Origin of the sequence: Candidatus Avoscillospira sp. LCP25S3_F1 (genome assembly GCF_052117125.1) — a bacterium.
Taxonomy (GTDB): Bacteria; Bacillota; Clostridia; order Oscillospirales; family Oscillospiraceae; genus Avoscillospira_A.
Map to the genome: position 1 here is coordinate 93626 of NZ_JBQKJT010000003.1, position 18032 is coordinate 111657.

Consider the following 18032-nt stretch of genomic DNA (forward strand, 5'->3'; position numbering starts at 1 on the left):
TCACTCCCGGTAATTCCGGAGGTAGAACCAGTACAGGGTTCCCACGGAAACGGCCAGAAGCAGACCGGCCAGCAGGACCTCCCATCGGTTGGCTGGTTCGGCCGAAGCCACCCGGGGGAGCCAGAAAAAGGCCAGAAACAGCAGGGGCCAGCTGTTGCGAAGCAGCCGCAGCAGCCGTTTCCGGCCCTGGGGCACGTCGGGCTCCAAAGCCTCCGGCGTTTGGGCCACGCACCGGACGGTCATCACCGGCGCCGGCCCCATGCGCCGGTGGAGGCGCATGGCCCGGTAGGGAATGCCGTCGATGGTGAACTCCGGCTCCAACCCCTCTTTGGTGATGACCAGATTGAGACCGTGGTCGTTGGCGTAAGCACATAGGACATTGGTAAAGTCCGCCGCCGTGGCGATGTTGTCGTCGGGGGTGAAGGCAAAGGAGCGTCTGCGATCTGCCGCCGCCACCTTCCGGTAGTCGGCCTTCCAGTCCTGAAACAGACTGCGCCGCGTCTCCGGCGTATCCATCTGCCGCAGCAAACGGTCTACAAAGGCTGCGTCCACCGTGGCCGCGCTTTGTAGCTGACGGCAAAATCCAATGGACATCTCCAGCTCTTTACGGCGCTGTTGCAATCGTATCGCTTGGGCGGCGGCCAGATCGGCTACGGTGGTTTCTCCCCGCAGACAGGCGGCGATGTCCTCCAGAGGCGTGTCCAGCATCCGCAGGGCGCGGATCAGCTTCAGGGCTTCGAGGTCCTGCTGGGAGTAGTCCCGGTAGTCATTATCTGGGTTCCGGGCCGGATGGATCAAGCCCTGTTGTTCATAAAATCGAAGATTCCGCCGGGATATCCCGGTACACTGTTCGGCTTGCTTGGCATTCATAGGGACGCCACCTCCGTTTTTTGGTTTGGATGTCCTCATGATACACTATGCACCAGGTGCCAGGTCAACAGAGATTCTGAAAAAATCCGTATGTAGGAGGAACTTTCCCATGGAACAGAAGCATTTTCTCAAGCTGCTGGACTTTACGCCCGCAGAGATCACCCATTTTCTCGATGTGGCCGCCGATTTGAAGGCCAAGAAGAAGCAGGGCATTGCCCATGCCTGCTGTCCCGGCAAGCATGTGGCCCTGATTTTTGAAAAGACCTCCACCCGGACCCGCTGCGCCTTTGAAGTGGCCGCCCGGGATCTGGGCATGGGCGTCACCTATCTGGACCCCTCCGGCTCCCAGATCGGCAAGAAGGAATCCATTGCCGATACGGCACGGGTCCTGGGCCGGATGTATGACGGCATCGAGTACCGGGGCTTCGGCCAGGACATCGTGGAGGAGTTGGCCCATTACGCCGGTGTCCCCGTCTTCAACGGCCTGACCAATGAGTTCCACCCCACGCAGATTCTCGCCGATTTCCTGACCATCCAGGAGCACTGCGGCAAACTGAAGGGCATCAAGCTGGTGTACATGGGCGACGCCCGGTACAACATGGGCAACTCCCTGATGGTGGGCTGCGCCAAGATGGGCATGCACTTTGTGGCCTGCGCCCCCAAGGCGTATTTCCCCGACCAGAAGCTCATTGACCAGTGCCAGGCCATTGCCGCCGAAACCGGCGCCACTCTGGAGTTCTGCGAAGACCCCATGGCGGCCACCAAGGGCGCCGACGTCATCTATACCGACGTGTGGGTGTCCATGGGCGAGCCCATGGAGGTATGGGAGCAGCGCATCCACGATCTGAGCCCCTATCAGGTCAACAAGGCCCTCATGGACAACGCCGGTCCCCAGTGCAAATTTATGCACTGTCTGCCCGCGTTCCACGATCTCAAAACCACCATTGGCGCGGAGATGGGCGCCAAGTTCGGCCGGGACTCCATGGAGGTCACCGACGAGGTCTTTGAAAGCCCGGCATCCATTGTCTTCGACGAGGCGGAGAACCGTATGCATACCATTAAGGCCGTCATGGCCGTGCTGATGGGCGGTATGTAACCCAGAAACAGCAAAAAGACTCCCGCTTGCAGCCGCAAGCGGGAGCTTTTTTCGTCAATAGATCAATAGTTCTCGGCCTTGATCTGGAAGTAGGCCTGGGGATGGGCGCAGACGGGGCAGACCTGGGGAGCAGCCTTGCCCACCACAATGTGGCCGCAGTTGGAGCACTGCCACACACAGTCGCCGTCGCGGCTGAAGACCAGCTTGCCCTCCACGTTGGCCAGAAGCTTGCGGTAGCGCTCCTCGTGCTCCTTTTCAATGGCGGCCACACCCTCAAACAGAGCGGCAATGTGGTCGAAGCCCTCCTCGCGGGCCTCCTTGGCAAAGGTGGCGTACATGTCGGTCCACTCGTAGTTCTCGCCCTCGGCGGCGTCCAGCAGATTTTCTTCTGTGGAGCCAATGCCGTGGAACAGCTTGAACCACATCTTGGCGTGCTCTTTCTCGTTATTGGCGGTCTCCTCAAAGAGGTTGGCAATCTGGACATAGCCGTCCTTGCGGGCCTTGGAGGCGTAATAGCTATACTTGTTGCGGGCCTGGGACTCGCCGGCGAAGGCGGCCATCAGGTTTTTTTCGGTCTTAGAGCCTTTCAGTTCCATAGTAGGTTCTCCTTTGCAGTGATAGAATTGTCAACGCGCCGACGGCGCGGTGGACGCTCAGGGAAGAATCTTGTTGGGTTTGAGATACCGCTCCTGCTCGGAAAAAATACAGCCGCAGTACTTTTGCATATAAAAGCCATGCTCCCGGGCAAAGGTCTGACCATCCCGGAACAGGGGACGGAAATCCTGATAGAAAAAGGATACTCCAAATTCCCGGGCAGCAGTCTCCGCCACCTCCCGCATGAGCTCGTGCTGCTGATAGGGACTGATAAAGAGACTGGAGGAAAAGGCGTCAAAGCCGCCCTCGGCGGCCTGGCGGGCCGTTTCCCAGAACCGCATTTCGTAGCACTTGAGACAGCGGCCGTCGATATTGGCTGCTACCTCCCGGACAAAGGGCCGCAGGCCGTAATCATCCCGCTCGATCAGGGGCAGACCGATTTCTGCGGCGTAGTCCCGCAGACAGTTGCGGCGGGAACGGTATTCGGTGAACGGGTGAATGTTGGGATTGTACCAGAACGCCGTCACGTCATGGCCCTGGGCCTGTAAATCGGCAATGGGCCGGTTGGCGCAGGGGGCGCAGCAGGCGTGCAACAGAATCTTCAAAACGATTCGCTCCTACTCGATGAGATCGCCGGTGAGCCGTCCCGTCACATAGGGGGCGCAGCGTTCCCGATGGGCCACATGGAGCGGATGCTCCCGAAAGTGTTCCAATGCGTCGGCGTCGGCAAATTCGGCGTAAAAGATGAGATCATAGGCGCCGCCGGCCAGATTGCGGCCGATATGGGCCTGTTGCAGTCCGTCGATGCCCAGCAGCGTCTCCGTGGAGGCCGTCAATACCTGCAATGCGTAGTCGGCCTGTTCCGGGGCGGCGTAGTCCTCCCGCAGTTTCCAGAATACAATATGGCGTACCATAGGGGATCATCCTTTCCCAACCTGCTGAGAATCGGCAGGAAATTCAAATATCTCCCGTATTATACTCCAGAATTAGGAGGAAAAAAAGTAAACGGTGTAAAATTCTCTGTTTCGCACAAGGGATGGATGGAACGTTAGTCCAAGGCCAGCCCCAGATAGGGGGATACTGCCGGCGGCGTCTCTGTCAGCCAACGGGCCATGGCAAAGGGTGTTTCTCCGCCGGGCGACCGTACCAGCAGCCGGGAGACCCCCAGGGCGGCGGCCATCAGGTCCGCACCTTCCGGTCCGTCGCCGGGCCACAGCAGCTCATAGACCACGCCCTCTCTGTCGCCGTCCACGGCACCGCAGCCGCAGCCGGTGACGCCGTTTGCTTCCAGCCGGTACAGGCCGCCGCCGTAGTGGACGGCCAAGTCCCGCTGGAAGGAGAGAATGGGCACCGAACAGGACACATAGGCCCGCCGGGCCAGCAGTTCCTCCCGCAGCATCAGGTACTCCGGCGGCTCAATGGCTTCCCAGGTTCCGGCGGCGGGAGCGGCGTCCAGAGTTTGGAGGGAAACGGTGGTGTAATCGGAAAAGCCGTACCGCTTGTACAGCTGCCGCAGACTGCCGCTGCCCGGCACCAGCACCAGCCCACGGACGCCCTGTTCCGGCAGCGTCCGGGCGAAGTAGTCCAGCATATCCCGGCAATACCCGCGGCCCCGATGGGCCTCGTCAGTGGCTACCGCGTAGACATAGGCCACGGGCCAGCCCTTGCCGTCGTGGCAGACGGTCATGGGCAACCAGTGGGCCATGGCCACAGCGTCGTCACCGTCCCGGCACACCACAGTGCTGTCGAGACGGAACAAACTCTGAAAAAATCGGTCGATGACGGCCGGATCATCGCCAAAAGCCTGCTGCCACAGGGTTTTCAATCGCGGCACGTCGCCGGAGCGGGCCGGACCGGTCACAGCGTAGCCTCCAGTTCGGCGAAGCCCTTGCACAGCAGCAGATCCGGATGATACGATTCCTTGGCCTTCCGCAAACCCGGCAGACCCATGTCATCCTCCCGGTTCAGATAGGCCACTTCCGGGTATTTGCTGCGGATATACCGGGCAAACTCCCGGTTAATGATGGGATAAGCGCCCTGAATGTGGGCGTAGGCCTTTTCAAAATTCACGTCAAAGGTATCGGGCTGGATGTGGTGGCCCATGGTAAAGGCCATGACCTGACCCTCGGCCCGCAGCAGCAGACCCTCCAGACCCAGGGCCTCGTAATCGTCAAAGGCCCGGCCCAGGGCGATTTTCTCAATGCGGAAATCGTGCTCGTCGGAGGTTTCGCCGTCGTACTGGGCGTACCAGTCCTCGGCCATGGCCCGGCACAGGGGCAGGGTATCGGCGGTAATGGGCTCCACGGTCCAGTCCGGATGGTTCTGCTCAAACCGGTTACAGTGGTTCCGCTTGGACTGGAGCTTTTTGCCGCCCAGATCGGCCAGACGGTTGATGTCGTAGAGATAGTCAAAGGCGTTGCGGTTTTCCGTAAACCGGAACTGGCCCGGATACAGGGCGTCCAGCTCCTGACGGCGGTTGCAGTCCACACACAGCAGACGCATGGGGTGGTTATAGTAGGCGGCGTCCTCGATCAGACGGTCGATGACGTACCGCAGGTCTCCCTGACCGGCCGGATAGGCGTAATACTTGATGCCGTTGTATTTGATGAACTGCACCAGGTAGTCGCCCACCTGGGCAACTTCGCCGTAGCCACGGCCCCAGAGGTACATATTGACAAAGCTGGTCTCACAGCCGCGATAGCCTGCGGCACGGTAATACGGTTGCATCCATTCCCGGTCGGCCAGGGTAGGATGATGAAATTCAATGGGCACAATGATTCTCCTTTGTACAATTGGACAATAATAAGAATGATTCTTGATAGATACTATAGCACAGATAGGGGAAAAAAGCAATGGGTGAAATTTTGCTTGTGCTTTAGAATGTGAGCGTTTATAATGGCTCCATGAAATTTCTTCATAATTGTTTGAGAGAGCAGGAAAAGCATGGATACAAAAAAGTATGAGGCGTTGCTGGCGTCGGCGCGGCTGGGCTCCTTCACCAAGGCGGCCCAGGAGCTGGGCTATACCCAGTCGGGGCTGACCCATATGATGAACGCCCTGGAACAGGAACTGGGATTCCCGCTGCTGGAGCGCGGCCACTACGGTACCCGGCTGACGGAGCGGGGCGGCGAACTGGAACCGGCCATTCTGCAATTTGTGGAGGCGGGCAAGGCGCTGGAAGCCCAGATCGACGCGGTCCGGCGGCAGGAGAGCCGGTCGGTGCGGGTGGGAGCCTATTCCAGTATGGCGGTCCATTGGCTGCCTGCCATTTTGCAGCGGTTCCGGGATATCTGCCCCAACGTCCGGGTGGACGTGCAGATGGCGGGCATTGAGGAGCTGTACGGATGGGTCCACAGCGGCCAGGTGGAGCTGGCCTTTGTCAGCCGTCAGGACGATTTGAAGGCCGATTTTCTGCCTCTGAAAGAGGACACGCTGGTGGCGGTGCTGCCGGATGAACCGGCTTTCGACGGCTGGAAGACCTTTCCCGTTTCCGCCTTTGAGGACCGGGAGTTTCTGATGCCCGCCCTAGGCTTTACCAGAGACATTATGCCCATGTTTCGCCGCCATCATGTCCACCCCCGCATACGAAAAACAACGGTGGACGACCCGGTGGTGATCTCCATGGTGGCCCACGGCCTGGGCGTCAGCATTATGACAGAATTGATCATGAGCGGTCGGTCAGACCCTACGGTGAAGGTGCTGCCCATTGAACCCCGGACCTTCCGGGAATTGGGCATTGTGGTCCGCAGCCGCCGGGAGTTGAAACCGGCGGTGCAGGAGTTGATCCAGTGCGCCGCCGAAACCATTCGGGAAATGCAGTCGTAACGACGATAAGTATTTTAAAAAGGAGCGGATATCTGTGAAAAAACTGTGGAGTATGTTGGTGCTGACGGCGTTGTTGACAACCGGCCTGACGGCCTGCGGCGGCGGGAGCGGCCAGGAAACCGGTGATGGTACCGGCGTGCTGGCGGGCTTTACAGCCCAGGACCTGGAGGGCAATGACGTGGACGACTCCATTTTTGACAACTATGACGTGACCATGGTCAACGTCTGGGGTACGTTCTGCGGCCCGTGCATCCAGGAGATGCCGGACCTGGGCAAGCTGGCCGAGGACTACGCCGGCAAGGGATTACAAATCGTGGGCATCGTCAGCGACGCCACCGACTATGAGGGTGGTTATCCGGAGGAGACTGTGGCGCTGGCCAAGGAGATCGTGGAGGAAACGGGAGCCGACTATCTCCACCTGCTGCCCTCCCAGGATTTACTGGACCGGGTGCTGTCCAGCATCCAGGTTGTGCCCACCACGTTTTTTGTGGACAGCGAGGGCAACCAGCTGGGCGGCATCGTCACCGGCTCCAAAAGCTATGACGAATGGACGGCCCTCTTCGACAAGAAGCTGGAGGAGGCCAAATCGTGAAGCGCCATCTTCCGGCGGTGGCCGTGTTCTGCGTGGGGGCGGTGCTGCTGACCCTGGGCATTATGCGGGGTGAGGCCCAGACGGTGCTGCAAAAGGCCGTCATCATCTGTATGGAGTGTATTGGAATTGGCTAGAAAAACACTGCGCAGTAAGCTGCGCCTGGGCTGTCAGCTGGCCTTTACAGCCCTTTCCAACGGGTACGTCCAGGGCTTTTTCAAGGGAAAAATCTACAGCGGCCCCACCAAATACGCCTGTGTGCCGGGGCTCAACTGCTATTCCTGCCCCGGCGCGTTGGGGTCCTGTCCCATCGGGTCCTTGCAGGCCGTCATCGGCAGCCGCAAGTTCCACCTGTCCCTCTATGTGCTGGGCTTTTTGATGATGGTGGGGGCCATCCTGGGAAAGGCGGTCTGCGGCTTCCTCTGCCCCTTTGGCCTGGTGCAGGATTTGCTGCATAAAATCCCCGGCGTGAAGAAGCTGCGCCGCTTGCCCGGCGAGAAGTATTTACAGTGGCTCCGGTATGTCATGCTGGGCCTTTTGGTGATCCTGCTGCCCATGGTGGTGGTGGATATTGTGGGCCAGGGCTCTCCCTGGTTCTGCAAGTATGTCTGTCCCTCCGGTACCTTGCTGGGCGGTATTCCTCTGCTGGCGGGGAATCCGGCCTTGCAGTCGGCGGTGGGCTGGTTGTTCACCTGGAAGGTGGCCATTCTGGTGGTCATTCTGGTGCTGTCGGTGTTCCTGTACCGACCCTTCTGCCGGTATCTCTGCCCCTTGGGAGCCATCTACGGTTTTTTCAACCGGTTTGCCCTGTACCGCTTTACCCTGAACGAAGACCAGTGTACCCATTGCGGCGCCTGCCGCAAGGTTTGCGGCCTGGACATCGACCCCAGCAAAACCCCCAATCACAGCCAGTGCATCCGCTGCGGCAAGTGTCTCGACAGCTGCCCCCATGGAGCCATCGTCTCCACCATGGCCAGACGCAAAAAGAAGGGAGAGACGGTATCTTGAAAGAAACCATTCTGGCCGGGCTGCCGGCCATTCATTTAACGCTCACGGAGCAGCAGGTGGATACCCTGTGCGCGTTTGGAAAGCTGCTGCTGGAGAAAAACCAGGTCATGAATTTGACGGCCATTACCGACCCCAAAGAGGTGGCCCGGCTCCATTTTCTCGACTCCATGGCGTTGCTGGACATTGCCGATCTGGCAGGTAAGCGGGTGGTGGATGTGGGCTGCGGCGCGGGTTTTCCCGGCGTGCCCCTGAAAATCGCCCAGCCTGCCATGGATTTGACGCTGCTGGACTCCCTGGGCAAACGCATGACATGGCTGGGGGAGGTGCTGCCCCAGCTGGGGATAGAGGCCGCCTGTGTCACGGCCCGGGCCGAGGAATTTGCCGCCGACCATCGGGAGCAATACGACTTCGCCACCTCCCGGGCCGTGGCCCGGCTCAACATCCTCTGTGAACTGTGCCTGCCTCTGGTCCGGGTGGGCGGCGCGTTCCTTGCCATGAAGGGCGCGGCGGCCCAGGAGGAACTGGACGAGGCCAAAGGGGCGGTTGCCAAGCTGGGCGGCAAGCTGGAACGGGTTTACGAATATCCCGTGGGCGATGCAGTCCACCGGGTGGTGGTCATCCGCAAGGTCAAACCGACCCCAAAGCAATATCCCCGGCGGTATGCCAAGATCAAACAGCAGCCGCTGTAACCGGTTTCAATGGGCATGTTGATGAAAACCGGAAACATGGCGGAGAAAAAGTTGTGACGTCCGACAATATGCACAACTATCTCCGGCATTTATAATGGAATCCATAAGCAGATTGCCCACAACTGAACAGGAGGAAATCCCATGCCCAATTTGTTTTACCTGTCTCGATCCACCGACGGCTGGCAGAATCTGGCCACTGATGAATGGCTGCTGGATAACCTGGCCCCCGACGAGATGATCCTCTACTGTTATATCAACCGCAATGCCGTCATCATTGGCAAGAACCAGAACCCCTGGCGGGAATGCAACCTGGGGGCCATGGAGGCCGACGAGGTGCAGTTGGTACGCCGCATCACCGGAGGCGGCGCCGTATATCACGACACGGGCAATCTGAATTTCAGCTTTATTGCCGGCGAGGACCTGTACGATGTGGAAAAGCAGATGAATACCATCTTGCAGACCATCCGGATGCTGGGCATTCCCTGTGAGTTTTCCGGCCGTAACGATTTGCTGGCCGAGGGCCGCAAGTTTTCCGGCAACGCTTTCTGCAAGCGGGGAAAGATCTGCCAGCATCACGGCACCCTGCTCATCAACTCCGACATGAGCCGGTTGCAGCACTATCTTCAGGTGGACCCCCGGAAACTCCAGGCCAAGGGTGTGGAATCGGTCCGAAGCCGGGTCTGCAACCTGACGGAATTTCGCCGGGACCTGACCATTCCCATGGTGGTAGGCACGCTGAAGCAGGCGTTCCGCAAGACCTACGGCGACTATACGGAGTGGGTTCCCACCCCGGCTGACGAGGCCGCCATGGCGCCCTATCGGGAGAAGCACAGCTCCTGGGAGTGGCGCGTGGGACAGACGCCTGCCTTTGATCTGGAGCTGGACCGTCGGTTTGACTGGGGCGGCGTTCAAATTCTGCTGACGTCCCGGGAGGGCTGCGTGGAAAAGGCCGAGGTATTTTCCGACGCCATGGACCCGGAACTGCCCGCCCTGGTGCAGGGACTGCTGACGGGCTGCCGGGTGGATTCCCAGCAGATGGCCCAGGCTTTGGACCGCTGCGAAAATCAACAAATCCAGGAGATTGCCGCCTGGATTCGCCAGGAGCGATTGTAATGCGCACGTTAAAATACGTTATTTTGGGTCTGCTCATGCGCCATTCCATGAGCGGCTACGACATCACCAAGGAGTTCCAGAACGGCCTGACGGAGTTCTGGGACGCCAAGCACAGCCAGATCTATCCGGAACTGCGGAGACTGTACGACGAAGGGCTCATCACCTACGAGGTGCAGATTTCCGGTGAGGCCCTGGAGAAAAAGGTCTATTCCATCACGGAGCAGGGACGGCAGGAGTTCCATGCCTGGGTGGAGGAGGATGTGGATACTATTCCGTTTCAGCGGGATGTGTTCCGTCTGAAGCTGTATTTCAGCGATAATCTGGAGCCGTCTGCGGCGCTGCATATCATCGACGCCCAGCGGCGTCTCCACCGGCAGAAGCTGGAACACCTGGAGGACAAGGTCCGGCGGTGCTTCGGCACGCCGCCCAAGCGGGGCACACCGGCGCTGGGAGACTATGTGGTGATCACCGGCGCCATCATGCGGGAGCGGGCCTATCTGGAATGGCTCGATGCCTGTACGGCGCTGTATCAGTCGGAACCCTAACAAAAGAATCCTCAAAAACCCCGCCGTGACACCACGGCGGGGTTTTGTGATGCAGATAGGGATCAGAACAGAATTTGCCAGGGAAGACGGCCGCTGTCGGGATCGGTGATGCCGAACTTTTCACGGTTGATCTCGTCAATGGCCTTGCACAGGGAGGCATAGGTGCCGGGGAACACAGAGCCGGGACCGCCTTGGGTGATGCAGGGAATGAAATAGTTGGGCCCAATGGCATCACAGACCTTGCGGGCGGCCTTGCGGCAGTCTTCCTCGGTCCAGCCGGAGAAGTCCACGGATTTGTTGTCGATACCGCCCATAAAGCTGATCTTTCCGCCGTACTTCTTCACCAGTTCCGGCACATTGTTGGACTCCATACAGCCCTGCCAGACGTCAATGCCCATTTCGATCATATGGGGCACCAGGGTGGCGGCGTAGCTGTCGGAGTGGTGGAACACCAGCTCCACACCATGATCGTGGTAGTATTTGTAAATTTCCTTGTAGGGTTCCAGGAAGAAGTCGGCAAACATATCGGGACTCATAAAGGTGCTCAGTTCGCTGCCCCAGTCGTCGTGGTGGAAAATGGCGTCGGGATGCAAATGGGAGCAGATGCCTTCGGCCAGCTTCAATTCCCACTCCGTGAGATATTTGATAAGGTCGTGCATCTCGTCGGGATTGGTGATGTAGTACACCAGGGCGTTGGTGATCTCACACAGATAGTGGGTCTGCTCGAAGAGACCGGGGGCTACAAAGGCGGCCTTGTAGGACTTGGAACCGTCCACGGCGTCGTATTGGGCTTTGAGTTGGTCCCAATCGGCCTGGGGGAAGTCCAGGGGCGGAGCCTTGACATAGTCCTTCCAGTCCTCAATGTCCTTGACCACGATTTTGTCGGGGGTGTGGACCGGGAAAGCGCCGGGGGTACCGGTGGGGAAGGAGTTGGTCACGCCCCAGGCGTTGACAATGTTTTCCTGGCCGGGGGCCGGGGAGGGATTATGCAGCCAGTAGGGGTGGAACAGAAGCTGAATGGCTTCGTACTGATTGACATAGCGGTCGGGCTTGCCGCCGCGGATAACCTGGCGGAGATTTTCCTTTGCAGTCAGCATGACATCAAACTCCTTTACATAAAAAACAGGTGATTATCGTAGAAAAAACGCTGTTTTTAAAATGATTATCATTGGTATGGTTCTATCTTACCAGTAATCGAAAAGAATATCCAGAGGCTGTCGGTACAATTTTTCACGGCGGGAAATGCGAGGTCATTGTGCCAACAGCACAATGGCCCGTGGACAGAGCGGTCCCACTGTGATAGACTGAAGGAAAAGGAGTGGTTCCCGTGAAATTGAGTATGTGGAATCTGGCCAACGCCCTGGCAGCCCTGGACCCGGAGGTGTCCATCCGCCCCGATTCCCCCATGGTCCTGCGCAGCGGGCGGCTGGCCTGGGCCACCAACTGCGTCCAGGTACGGCAGGACGGCCCAGACTGCCTGTGCCTATGGGAAAGCGATTCCATCCGCATCCGAGACATGGACGCTTTGGAGGGGGTGGAACTGGTTCAAAGTGTCTTCGACGCCATGAACGACTGGTATGCCGACCTGCGGGAGGCGGCGGAGGCCCGGGACTATCAACGGCTGGTGGACCGGTGCCATGTGGTGTTCCACAGCCCGGTACTGCTCAGTGATGAAAACGGCTGCGTCCTGGGGATCAGCGCCTGTTATGGCGCCGATGAAGTGGATGAGGAGTGGCGATACCTGAAAACGTATGGGTATGCCTCTCTGCGGGCCATTGAAAATATCCGGACAGCACTGGGGCCAGTAGCTGTCTCCAACGAGGTCGTCCGGCTGCCCCATCGCAGTTCCGGGCGATTTAGCGCCGGACTGACCACCCGGGTGTTCCGCAGCGGGCAGCCTTTGGGCCGCCTGACAGTGCTGGAGCGGGAGCGGCATCTGAACCGGGGGGATGTGCAGATCGTTCAGCAGATTGCCGCTCTGCTGGCGGTGAATCTCCAGCCGGAGCACACTGGCGGCAAAAGCGGCGGCGCTTATCTGGACCGGCTGATGGCGGGGCAGACGTTGGGGGAGACGGCCTGGGAGCACCTGTACCGCACCCGGGGATGGCTGCCGGAACACACCTACCGGCTTTGGGCGTTTCGCGGCGGCGGACAGGAGACGTCGCCCCTGCGGGAGACGTTGGGCCGCACGGTCCATCAGGCCATCTGTACGGCGGCGGAGGGACAGCTCTGGGTCCTGGTCAACGAGACACAGGGGGGACGAACCCTGGCGGAGAAATTGGAGAAACTGGCCGCCGATAACGGACTACATCTGGCGTGCAGTCTGCCAGGGGGCGGGGTGGCGGAGACGGTCCAATGGGCGGAACAGGTCCGCTACGCCATGGAGCGTTCCACGTCGCCGGCAGTTCTGGAGCCGTTTTCCACCTGGGCTGTGGACTATCTCCTGTGGGGGACCAGAGAAGCGGGCCAGGTGCTGGCGGCCTGTCATCCTGACGCCCGCCGCCTGTGGCGGGAAAAACAGGACGGCGCGCCCATGCTGTACGACACCCTGCGGACGTATCTCGACCTGGAACGGGGGGCCAATCGGACGGCGGCGGCCCTGTCCATCCATAAAAATACACTTTTTTACCGGCTCCATAAGCTGGAAGAGCTGTTGACCGCCGATCTGGATGATCCTCAGACCCGACTGCACTTGCAACTGTCCTTCCGCATTCTGGAGCAACAAAAAAATGACAGGCATTGAGCCTGTCATTTTTTATGGAGCAGGGTACGGGAATCGAACCCGCCTTCTCAGCTTGGGAAGCCGATGCACTACCGATGTACTAACCCTGCGTCATCTCGCAGAGTTAGTATAGCAGATTCCCGTGTAAAATTCAACCGAAAATTGTCAAGGTTTCAAACGGAACAGACGGCACCCATTTTCCCAGGTGATTTGTTCGATTTCCTCCACGGTTTTGTCCCGCAGCTGGGCCAGCTTTTCCGCCATACGGGGCAGCATGGTGGAGTCGCAGCGTTTGCCCCGGTAGGGCTCCGGCGCCATATAGGGGCAATCGGTTTCCAGTACGATGCGGTGCAGGGGCACATTCTCCGCCACCTCCAGCGCTTTGCGGGCGTTTTTGAAGGTCAGTACACCGGTAAAGCCCACATACCAGCCCAGCTTCACCAATTCCCGCGCCATCTCCAGAGAGCCGGAGTAACAGTGGAACACGCCGGTGACGTCGGGGAATTCCTTTACAATCTCCAGACCGTCGCCGTGGGCGTCCCGCTCGTGGACGATGACCGGCAGATGCAGCGCCCGGGCCAGTTCCATCTGCATCCGAAAGGCTTTTTTCTGCTGCTCCCGGGGTACGTCTTCATAATAATAGTCCAGGCCGATTTCTCCAATGGCGACCACCTTATCCTCTTTGGCCAATTCCCGATAGGTATCCACCAACGCGCCGTCCACATGGTCGGCGTCATCGGGGTGGGAGCCGACGGCAGCATATATAAAGTTGTATTGATGGGCCAGTTCAATGGCCATCCGGCTGGATTCCAGATCGCACCCGGCATTCAGAATGCGGCCCACGCCGTTTTGCTGCATGGAGGCCAGCAATTCGTGGCGGTCGTTGTCAAAGCGTTTGGCATCGTAGTGGGCATGGGTATCAAAGAGCATGGTCTGTTCCTCCTGCGTTCTGCTCCAGCCAGATCAGCAGCACCGCCACGTCGGCGGGGCTGACGCCGGAAATTCGCGAAGCCTGGCCCACATTGAGGGGCCGGATGGCGTTGAGCTTCTGCCGGGCCTCCAACCGCAGTCCGCCCAACTGGTCATAGTCCAGATCGGCGGGCAGCAGACGGGCTTCGGCTTTCTGAAATTCGGCCACCTGCTTTTCCTGCCGTTCCAGGTAACCGGCGTATTTTAATTGTATCTGCACCTGTTCCGTCACGGCGGCGGGCAGGTCCGGCCGTTCCGGGTCAAAGGGGGCCAGCATTTCATAGGTGACGCCGGGACGGCGCAGCAGGTCGGCCAGACGGGCCGACGATTTCACCGGCATCTCTCCGACTTGCTCCAGCATGGCCGAAAGTTCCGGGGAAGCCGGAACGCCCTTGGCTTCCAGACGGGCTTTTTCCCGTTCCACTGCCGCGTATTTTTCCTCCACAGCCCGGAGCCGGTCATCGGACACCAGACCGACGCGGTGGCCGATGGCCGTCAAACGCTGGTCGGCATTGTCCTGCCGGTGGAGCAGCCGGTATTCGCTGCGGGAGGTCATAATGCGGTAGGGTTCGTGGGTACCTTTGGTCACCAGATCGTCCACTAGAGTTCCAATGTAGCCGTCGGAGCGCTTGAGGATCATAGGCTCCCGGCCCAAGAGCTTCAAAGCGGCGTTGACACCGGCTACAAAGCCCTGAACGGCGGCCTCCTCATAGCCGGAGGAGCCGTTGAACTGGCCGGCGCCGTAGAGCCCGCTAATTTTCTTTGTTTCCAATGTAGGCAGCAGCTCCGTGGGGTCAATGCAGTCGTATTCGATGGCGTAGGCGGGCCGCATCATCTCGGCGTGCTCCAGACCGGGGATGGTGTGGAGCATTTCCAACTGGACATCCACCGGAAGACTGGACGAAAAGCCCTGCAAATACAGTTCGTCGGTGTCGAGGCCCGTAGGCTCCACAAAGAGCTGGTGCCGGGGCTTTTCCGAAAAGCGCACCACCTTGTCCTCGATGGAGGGACAGTACCGGGGGCCGATGCCGGTGATCTTGCCGGAATAGAGGGGAGAGCAGTGGAGGTTGTCCCGGATGACTCGATGGGTTTGTTCATTGGTATAGGTGAGGTAGCACACCGCCCGGTTTTTCAGAGGATGCTCCGTGGTAAAAGAGAAGGGCTCGGGATCGCTGTCGCCGGTCTGCACTTCCATTTTGGAGAAATCGACGCTGCGGGCGTTGAGACGGGGCGGCGTACCGGTTTTGAACCGCTGGAGCCGCAGGCCCAGGTTCCGCAGACAGTTGGAAAGACCGTGGGCGGCGTGCATACCGTCCGGGCCGGAGTCATAGGAGACGTCGCCGGTGATGACGCTGCTCTCCAGATAGGTGCCGGAGGCGATGACCACGGCGCGGACGGGAAACCGCAGGCCCAGCCGCGTCACCACGGCGGAGACAGCGCCCTGTTCCGCTTCGATTGCCGTCACCTGATCCTGGCGCAGATAGAGGTGCTCCTGCTGTTCCAGAATGTGCTTCATATGGGACTGATATAGCCGCCGGTCGGCCTGGGCCCGGAGGGAGTGGACGGCGGGGCCTTTGCCCAGGTTCAGCATCCGGTATTGGATGCAGCAGGCATCGGCGGCCCGTCCCATTTCACCGCCCAGGGCATCCAACTCCCGGACCAGATGGCCCTTGCCGGTACCGCCGATGGCGGGGTTGCAGGGCATATTGCCAACGGCGTCTAAATTGATGGTAAACACCACCGTCCTGAGACCCAGCCGGGCGGCGGCCAGACCCGCTTCGATTCCGGCGTGACCGGCGCCGATGACGGCGATATCGTAAGTTTCCATGGGGGATTCCTCCCAAACGCAGAATATTCTAGCCTATATTGTAACAGTTGAGGGAGGGAAGTGCATGAGGGGCGCCGCCCATGGCGGCGCCCCTCTTGGAGGAATGGGCGGGATTCAAACCTGTTCCAATTCGGCGGTATTCTGCAATCGGGCGGTGATGGTTTCGGCAGCGCGGAACGCTGTGTTGGCGGCCAGGGTGGCGACCACCACGCCGCCCATGCCCCAGCCGTAAAAGGAGAACACCGTGGCGACGGCACCGGTAAAGACGCCGTAGAGCACCCGGAAGGTCAGCCCCATGGGGGTGGTCACCGGGTCGGCGGACAGGAAGCAGGCCCCCAGGATGGTACCGCCCCAGCAGAGCACGGCCAGAGGGTCACAGTGGGGCAGCACTGCCGCTGTCAGAAACGACGCGCACAGATAGGGAAGGGCCACCGCCCAGGGCAGCAGATGGCGCATGGCCAGATAGGCCGCGCCCACCAGCAGCAGCAGCGTGGACGCCTCTCCCATGGCCCCGTCCAGATAGGCCATGAGGAAGGTGCCCTGGCAGTCCTTTAGGGCCAGGGGACACAAAAGAGGCAGCAGGGCGGCGCGGCCCAGTGCGGCGGGATTCCACCAGTTCTGGCCGATGCCGCCGGTGAGGACCTTGACGGACACGGCCAGGAAAGCCCCCAGGGGCGCGGCCCACAGGGCGGCCCGGGCGGGCAGCAACAGGGCCGACAGCAGGCCCGTCACCAGAATTGTCAGCGTTCGCAGCTCCTGCCGTCCGGTGAAGCGGTCCCATAGAAATTGGGTGCCGGCGGCAGCGGCCACGGCCAACAGAATCATGGCGGCGGCCCGCAGGCCGAAGAACCAGACGGCCCCCGCTGCTGCCGGCAGCAGGGCAATGGCGGCGTCCAGCATTTGCAGGGCCGTGGATTGGCCACAGTGGATGTACGGTGCGGTATTCATAATAAAACCTCCTCTTTGGATGGGGTGTACCCGGCGGCGGGACAGACGTAGCGGCAGGCGCCGCAGTGGAGACAATGGCCGATGCCCAGCCAGGGCTGGCGGTCCATGGGGCAGACGGCGGCGCAGCGACCGCAGCGGATGCAGGGGGTGCCGTTGCGATGGCGGCGGGGCGGTAGGACGCACAGGGATGTGATACCGGGGACCAGGGGACCGTCGGCATGGCGCAGGGGAGAGCCGGTCATGGGGCCGCCCAGCAGCAGGGGACCGTCCGGGGCGGCGGCGGCTTCCAGAATGGCCGACAGGGGCGCGCCCATGGGGGCGTCAATAAGGGCGTGGCCCCGCCGCCATGCCACACTGACCCGCTGGCGGATGGGGGGTGTGCCTTGCAGCGCCGCGCCGAAAGCGGCCACCGCGCTGACGGGCAGCACCAGCACGTCGCCCTCCTGGGGCGGCTGGCCGGGGGGCAGACGGCCTAGGGATTCTGCCAATAATTGGGGATGGGCCAGGGGATAGCGCTGGGGGACCGTCATCACGGTGCAATCCAGGGATGCGGCGGCTTGGGCCGCCTGATGCTGACCGGCTCCCACGGCCAGCAGGGTGCGCCGGGGATGGAGCAGTCGGTTCAGAAAGGCCAGGCCCGCCGCCACGGCGTCGGCGTCAAGACAGAGGGCCGCGTCCTCGGTGCAGTGCCACGGTTCCCGGTCCATGGCGGAGAGAATCAGCGTATCCAGTCCCGGCGCGGCCTGGGTGACGGCCTGGGCCAGGGGACGGCCGCCGGGCAGCCGTACGCCGCTGTCCCAGAGGGCGTACTCGTCGTCCGGCAGCTCCAGAGGGTCAGAGGCCGTGTCCAGACCGTCGTTTTGGAGGATCAGCGCCAGACAGGAGCCGCCGGCGGCTAAGTCCATAGTGTCCAGGGCGGCCACGGTGCCGGAGACCGGCGAGAAGAGGGGCAGGGGATCGCCGTTGCCGTCGGCTACCCGCTGGCCCCGGGAGACAGGGTCCCCGACCCGGACCAGGGGGGTTTCCCCCCGGGGCAGGGGCAGAATGATACGTTCTTGCTGCGGCAGACTGGTGGGGGGCGTGGTGACCGCCCGGCCCATGGGGACGCCGCGATTCCATGGCAGCATGGACAGGACCTCCTTCTATATCTGGTAAATTTTGGCTATATCATACCGGAGGCCGCCGGATTTGTCCACTGGCCGGAAGGGGTCGGAAAATGCAGAGGGGGGCGGAAGA

Annotated in this window: 20 protein-coding genes and 1 tRNA gene; 9 read left to right on the top strand and 12 right to left on the bottom strand. The window is 60.6% G+C overall.

All coding sequences use genetic code 11. The annotated features are described in order from the left end of the window. Positions 1-870: a MerR family transcriptional regulator gene (locus ACTQ33_RS03390; protein WP_441462192.1), complete on the bottom strand. Its 870-nt coding sequence runs from the start codon at positions 868-870 to the stop codon at positions 1-3. A gap of 109 nt (positions 871-979) precedes the next feature. On the opposite strand from ACTQ33_RS03390, the gene argF reads away from it, so the two are divergent. Then, positions 980-1966: an ornithine carbamoyltransferase gene (gene argF / locus ACTQ33_RS03395; protein WP_441462194.1), complete on the top strand. Its 987-nt coding sequence runs from the start codon at positions 980-982 to the stop codon at positions 1964-1966. 62 nt (positions 1967-2028) lie between these two features. On the opposite strand, the gene rbr is transcribed toward argF, so the two are convergent. From rbr to ACTQ33_RS03420, 5 genes are all read right to left on the bottom strand, one after another. Then, positions 2029-2562 (bottom strand): rubrerythrin, encoded by a 534-nt coding sequence (rbr, locus tag ACTQ33_RS03400; protein WP_441462196.1) that lies wholly within the window; start codon positions 2560-2562, stop codon positions 2029-2031. Positions 2563-2619: 57 nt separating this feature from the next. Further along, positions 2620-3165: an epoxyqueuosine reductase QueH gene (locus ACTQ33_RS03405; RefSeq protein WP_441462198.1), complete on the bottom strand. Its 546-nt coding sequence runs from the start codon at positions 3163-3165 to the stop codon at positions 2620-2622. A gap of 12 nt (positions 3166-3177) precedes the next feature. Next, positions 3178-3474, bottom strand: a complete 297-nt coding sequence (locus tag ACTQ33_RS03410; RefSeq protein ID WP_441462199.1) for a Dabb family protein — start codon at positions 3472-3474, stop codon at positions 3178-3180. 134 nt (positions 3475-3608) lie between these two features. Next, positions 3609-4421: a GNAT family N-acetyltransferase gene (locus tag ACTQ33_RS03415; protein ID WP_441462200.1), complete on the bottom strand. Its 813-nt coding sequence runs from the start codon at positions 4419-4421 to the stop codon at positions 3609-3611. Continuing rightward, complete coding sequence (locus ACTQ33_RS03420) at positions 4418-5332, bottom strand: DUF2156 domain-containing protein (protein WP_441462201.1); 915 nt, start codon at positions 5330-5332, stop codon at positions 4418-4420. The genes ACTQ33_RS03415 and ACTQ33_RS03420 overlap by 4 nt, the downstream gene beginning before the upstream one ends. 171 nt (positions 5333-5503) lie before the next feature. Between ACTQ33_RS03420 and ACTQ33_RS03425 the strand changes: the two genes are divergently transcribed. From ACTQ33_RS03425 to ACTQ33_RS03455, 7 genes are all read left to right on the top strand, one after another. Continuing rightward, positions 5504-6385, top strand: coding sequence for a LysR family transcriptional regulator (locus ACTQ33_RS03425; protein ID WP_441462202.1), 882 nt, complete (start codon positions 5504-5506; stop codon positions 6383-6385). A 34-nt stretch (positions 6386-6419) separates the two neighbouring features. After that, complete coding sequence (locus ACTQ33_RS03430) at positions 6420-6977, top strand: TlpA disulfide reductase family protein (RefSeq protein ID WP_441462204.1); 558 nt, start codon at positions 6420-6422, stop codon at positions 6975-6977. Continuing rightward, a complete protein-coding gene (locus tag ACTQ33_RS03435) occupies positions 6974-7111 on the top strand; it encodes a CD1871A family CXXC motif-containing protein (RefSeq protein ID WP_441462206.1) in 138 nt (45 codons plus the stop codon). Before ACTQ33_RS03430 ends, ACTQ33_RS03435 begins: the two co-directional genes overlap by 4 nt. Beyond that, a complete protein-coding gene (locus tag ACTQ33_RS03440) occupies positions 7104-7982 on the top strand; it encodes a 4Fe-4S binding protein (RefSeq protein ID WP_441462208.1) in 879 nt (292 codons plus the stop codon). The genes ACTQ33_RS03435 and ACTQ33_RS03440 overlap by 8 nt, the downstream gene beginning before the upstream one ends. Further along, a complete protein-coding gene (gene rsmG / locus ACTQ33_RS03445) occupies positions 7979-8671 on the top strand; it encodes a 16S rRNA (guanine(527)-N(7))-methyltransferase RsmG (protein ID WP_441462209.1) in 693 nt (230 codons plus the stop codon). The genes ACTQ33_RS03440 and rsmG overlap by 4 nt, the downstream gene beginning before the upstream one ends. A gap of 141 nt (positions 8672-8812) precedes the next feature. Further along, positions 8813-9784, top strand: coding sequence for a lipoate--protein ligase (locus tag ACTQ33_RS03450; RefSeq protein WP_441462211.1), 972 nt, complete (start codon positions 8813-8815; stop codon positions 9782-9784). Further along, positions 9784-10329 (top strand): PadR family transcriptional regulator, encoded by a 546-nt coding sequence (locus ACTQ33_RS03455; protein WP_441462213.1) that lies wholly within the window; start codon positions 9784-9786, stop codon positions 10327-10329. The genes ACTQ33_RS03450 and ACTQ33_RS03455 overlap by 1 nt, the downstream gene beginning before the upstream one ends. A 62-nt stretch (positions 10330-10391) precedes the next feature. Here ACTQ33_RS03455 and ACTQ33_RS03460 read toward each other — a convergent pair whose 3' ends face one another. Then, positions 10392-11426 carry a uroporphyrinogen decarboxylase family protein gene (locus ACTQ33_RS03460; protein WP_441462215.1) on the bottom strand — a complete coding sequence of 345 codons (1035 nt, stop codon included), beginning with the start codon at positions 11424-11426 and terminating at the stop codon, positions 10392-10394. Between the two features lie 230 nt (positions 11427-11656). On the opposite strand from ACTQ33_RS03460, the gene ACTQ33_RS03465 reads away from it, so the two are divergent. After that, positions 11657-13072 carry a helix-turn-helix domain-containing protein gene (locus ACTQ33_RS03465; protein WP_441462217.1) on the top strand — a complete coding sequence of 472 codons (1416 nt, stop codon included), beginning with the start codon at positions 11657-11659 and terminating at the stop codon, positions 13070-13072. A gap of 15 nt (positions 13073-13087) precedes the next feature. Here the strand turns inward: ACTQ33_RS03465 and ACTQ33_RS03470 are convergent. From ACTQ33_RS03470 to ACTQ33_RS03490, 5 genes are all read right to left on the bottom strand, one after another. Further along, a tRNA-Gly gene (locus tag ACTQ33_RS03470) sits at positions 13088-13161 on the bottom strand. Positions 13162-13216: 55 nt separating this feature from the next. Beyond that, on the bottom strand, positions 13217-13981 hold the full coding sequence (locus ACTQ33_RS03475; RefSeq protein WP_441462219.1) for a TatD family hydrolase: 765 nt from the start codon (positions 13979-13981) through the stop codon (positions 13217-13219). Beyond that, positions 13971-15848, bottom strand: coding sequence for a tRNA uridine-5-carboxymethylaminomethyl(34) synthesis enzyme MnmG (gene mnmG / locus ACTQ33_RS03480; RefSeq protein ID WP_441462221.1), 1878 nt, complete (start codon positions 15846-15848; stop codon positions 13971-13973). The genes ACTQ33_RS03475 and mnmG overlap by 11 nt, the downstream gene beginning before the upstream one ends. A 114-nt stretch (positions 15849-15962) precedes the next feature. Continuing rightward, positions 15963-16796, bottom strand: a complete 834-nt coding sequence (locus ACTQ33_RS03485) for an RnfABCDGE type electron transport complex subunit D (RefSeq protein ID WP_441462223.1) — start codon at positions 16794-16796, stop codon at positions 15963-15965. Further along, the gene (locus tag ACTQ33_RS03490; RefSeq protein ID WP_441462225.1) at positions 16793-17923 is read right to left on the bottom strand and encodes a hypothetical protein; all 1131 of its coding nucleotides are present in this window, start codon (positions 17921-17923) and stop codon (positions 16793-16795) included. Before ACTQ33_RS03490 ends, ACTQ33_RS03485 begins: the two co-directional genes overlap by 4 nt. Between the last annotated feature and the right edge of the window lie 109 nt (positions 17924-18032).

Excerpts from the sequence above, each read along its gene's own strand:
- ACTQ33_RS03390 (WP_441462192.1), bottom strand. The coding sequence starts at position 870 with ATGAATGCCAAGCAAGCCGAACAGTGTACCGGGATATCCCGGCGGAAT.
- argF (WP_441462194.1), top strand. The coding sequence starts at position 980 with ATGGAACAGAAGCATTTTCTCAAGCTGCTGGACTTTACGCCCGCAGAG.
- rbr (WP_441462196.1), bottom strand. The coding sequence starts at position 2,562 with ATGGAACTGAAAGGCTCTAAGACCGAAAAAAACCTGATGGCCGCCTTC.
- ACTQ33_RS03410 (WP_441462199.1), bottom strand. The coding sequence starts at position 3,474 with ATGGTACGCCATATTGTATTCTGGAAACTGCGGGAGGACTACGCCGCC.
- ACTQ33_RS03425 (WP_441462202.1), top strand. The coding sequence starts at position 5,504 with ATGGATACAAAAAAGTATGAGGCGTTGCTGGCGTCGGCGCGGCTGGGC.
- ACTQ33_RS03450 (WP_441462211.1), top strand. The coding sequence starts at position 8,813 with ATGCCCAATTTGTTTTACCTGTCTCGATCCACCGACGGCTGGCAGAAT.
- ACTQ33_RS03455 (WP_441462213.1), top strand. The coding sequence starts at position 9,784 with ATGCGCACGTTAAAATACGTTATTTTGGGTCTGCTCATGCGCCATTCC.
- ACTQ33_RS03460 (WP_441462215.1), bottom strand. The coding sequence starts at position 11,426 with ATGCTGACTGCAAAGGAAAATCTCCGCCAGGTTATCCGCGGCGGCAAG.
- ACTQ33_RS03475 (WP_441462219.1), bottom strand. The coding sequence starts at position 13,981 with ATGCTCTTTGATACCCATGCCCACTACGATGCCAAACGCTTTGACAAC.
- mnmG (WP_441462221.1), bottom strand. The coding sequence starts at position 15,848 with ATGGAAACTTACGATATCGCCGTCATCGGCGCCGGTCACGCCGGAATC.
- ACTQ33_RS03485 (WP_441462223.1), bottom strand. The coding sequence starts at position 16,796 with ATGAATACCGCACCGTACATCCACTGTGGCCAATCCACGGCCCTGCAA.
- ACTQ33_RS03490 (WP_441462225.1), bottom strand. The coding sequence starts at position 17,923 with ATGCTGCCATGGAATCGCGGCGTCCCCATGGGCCGGGCGGTCACCACG.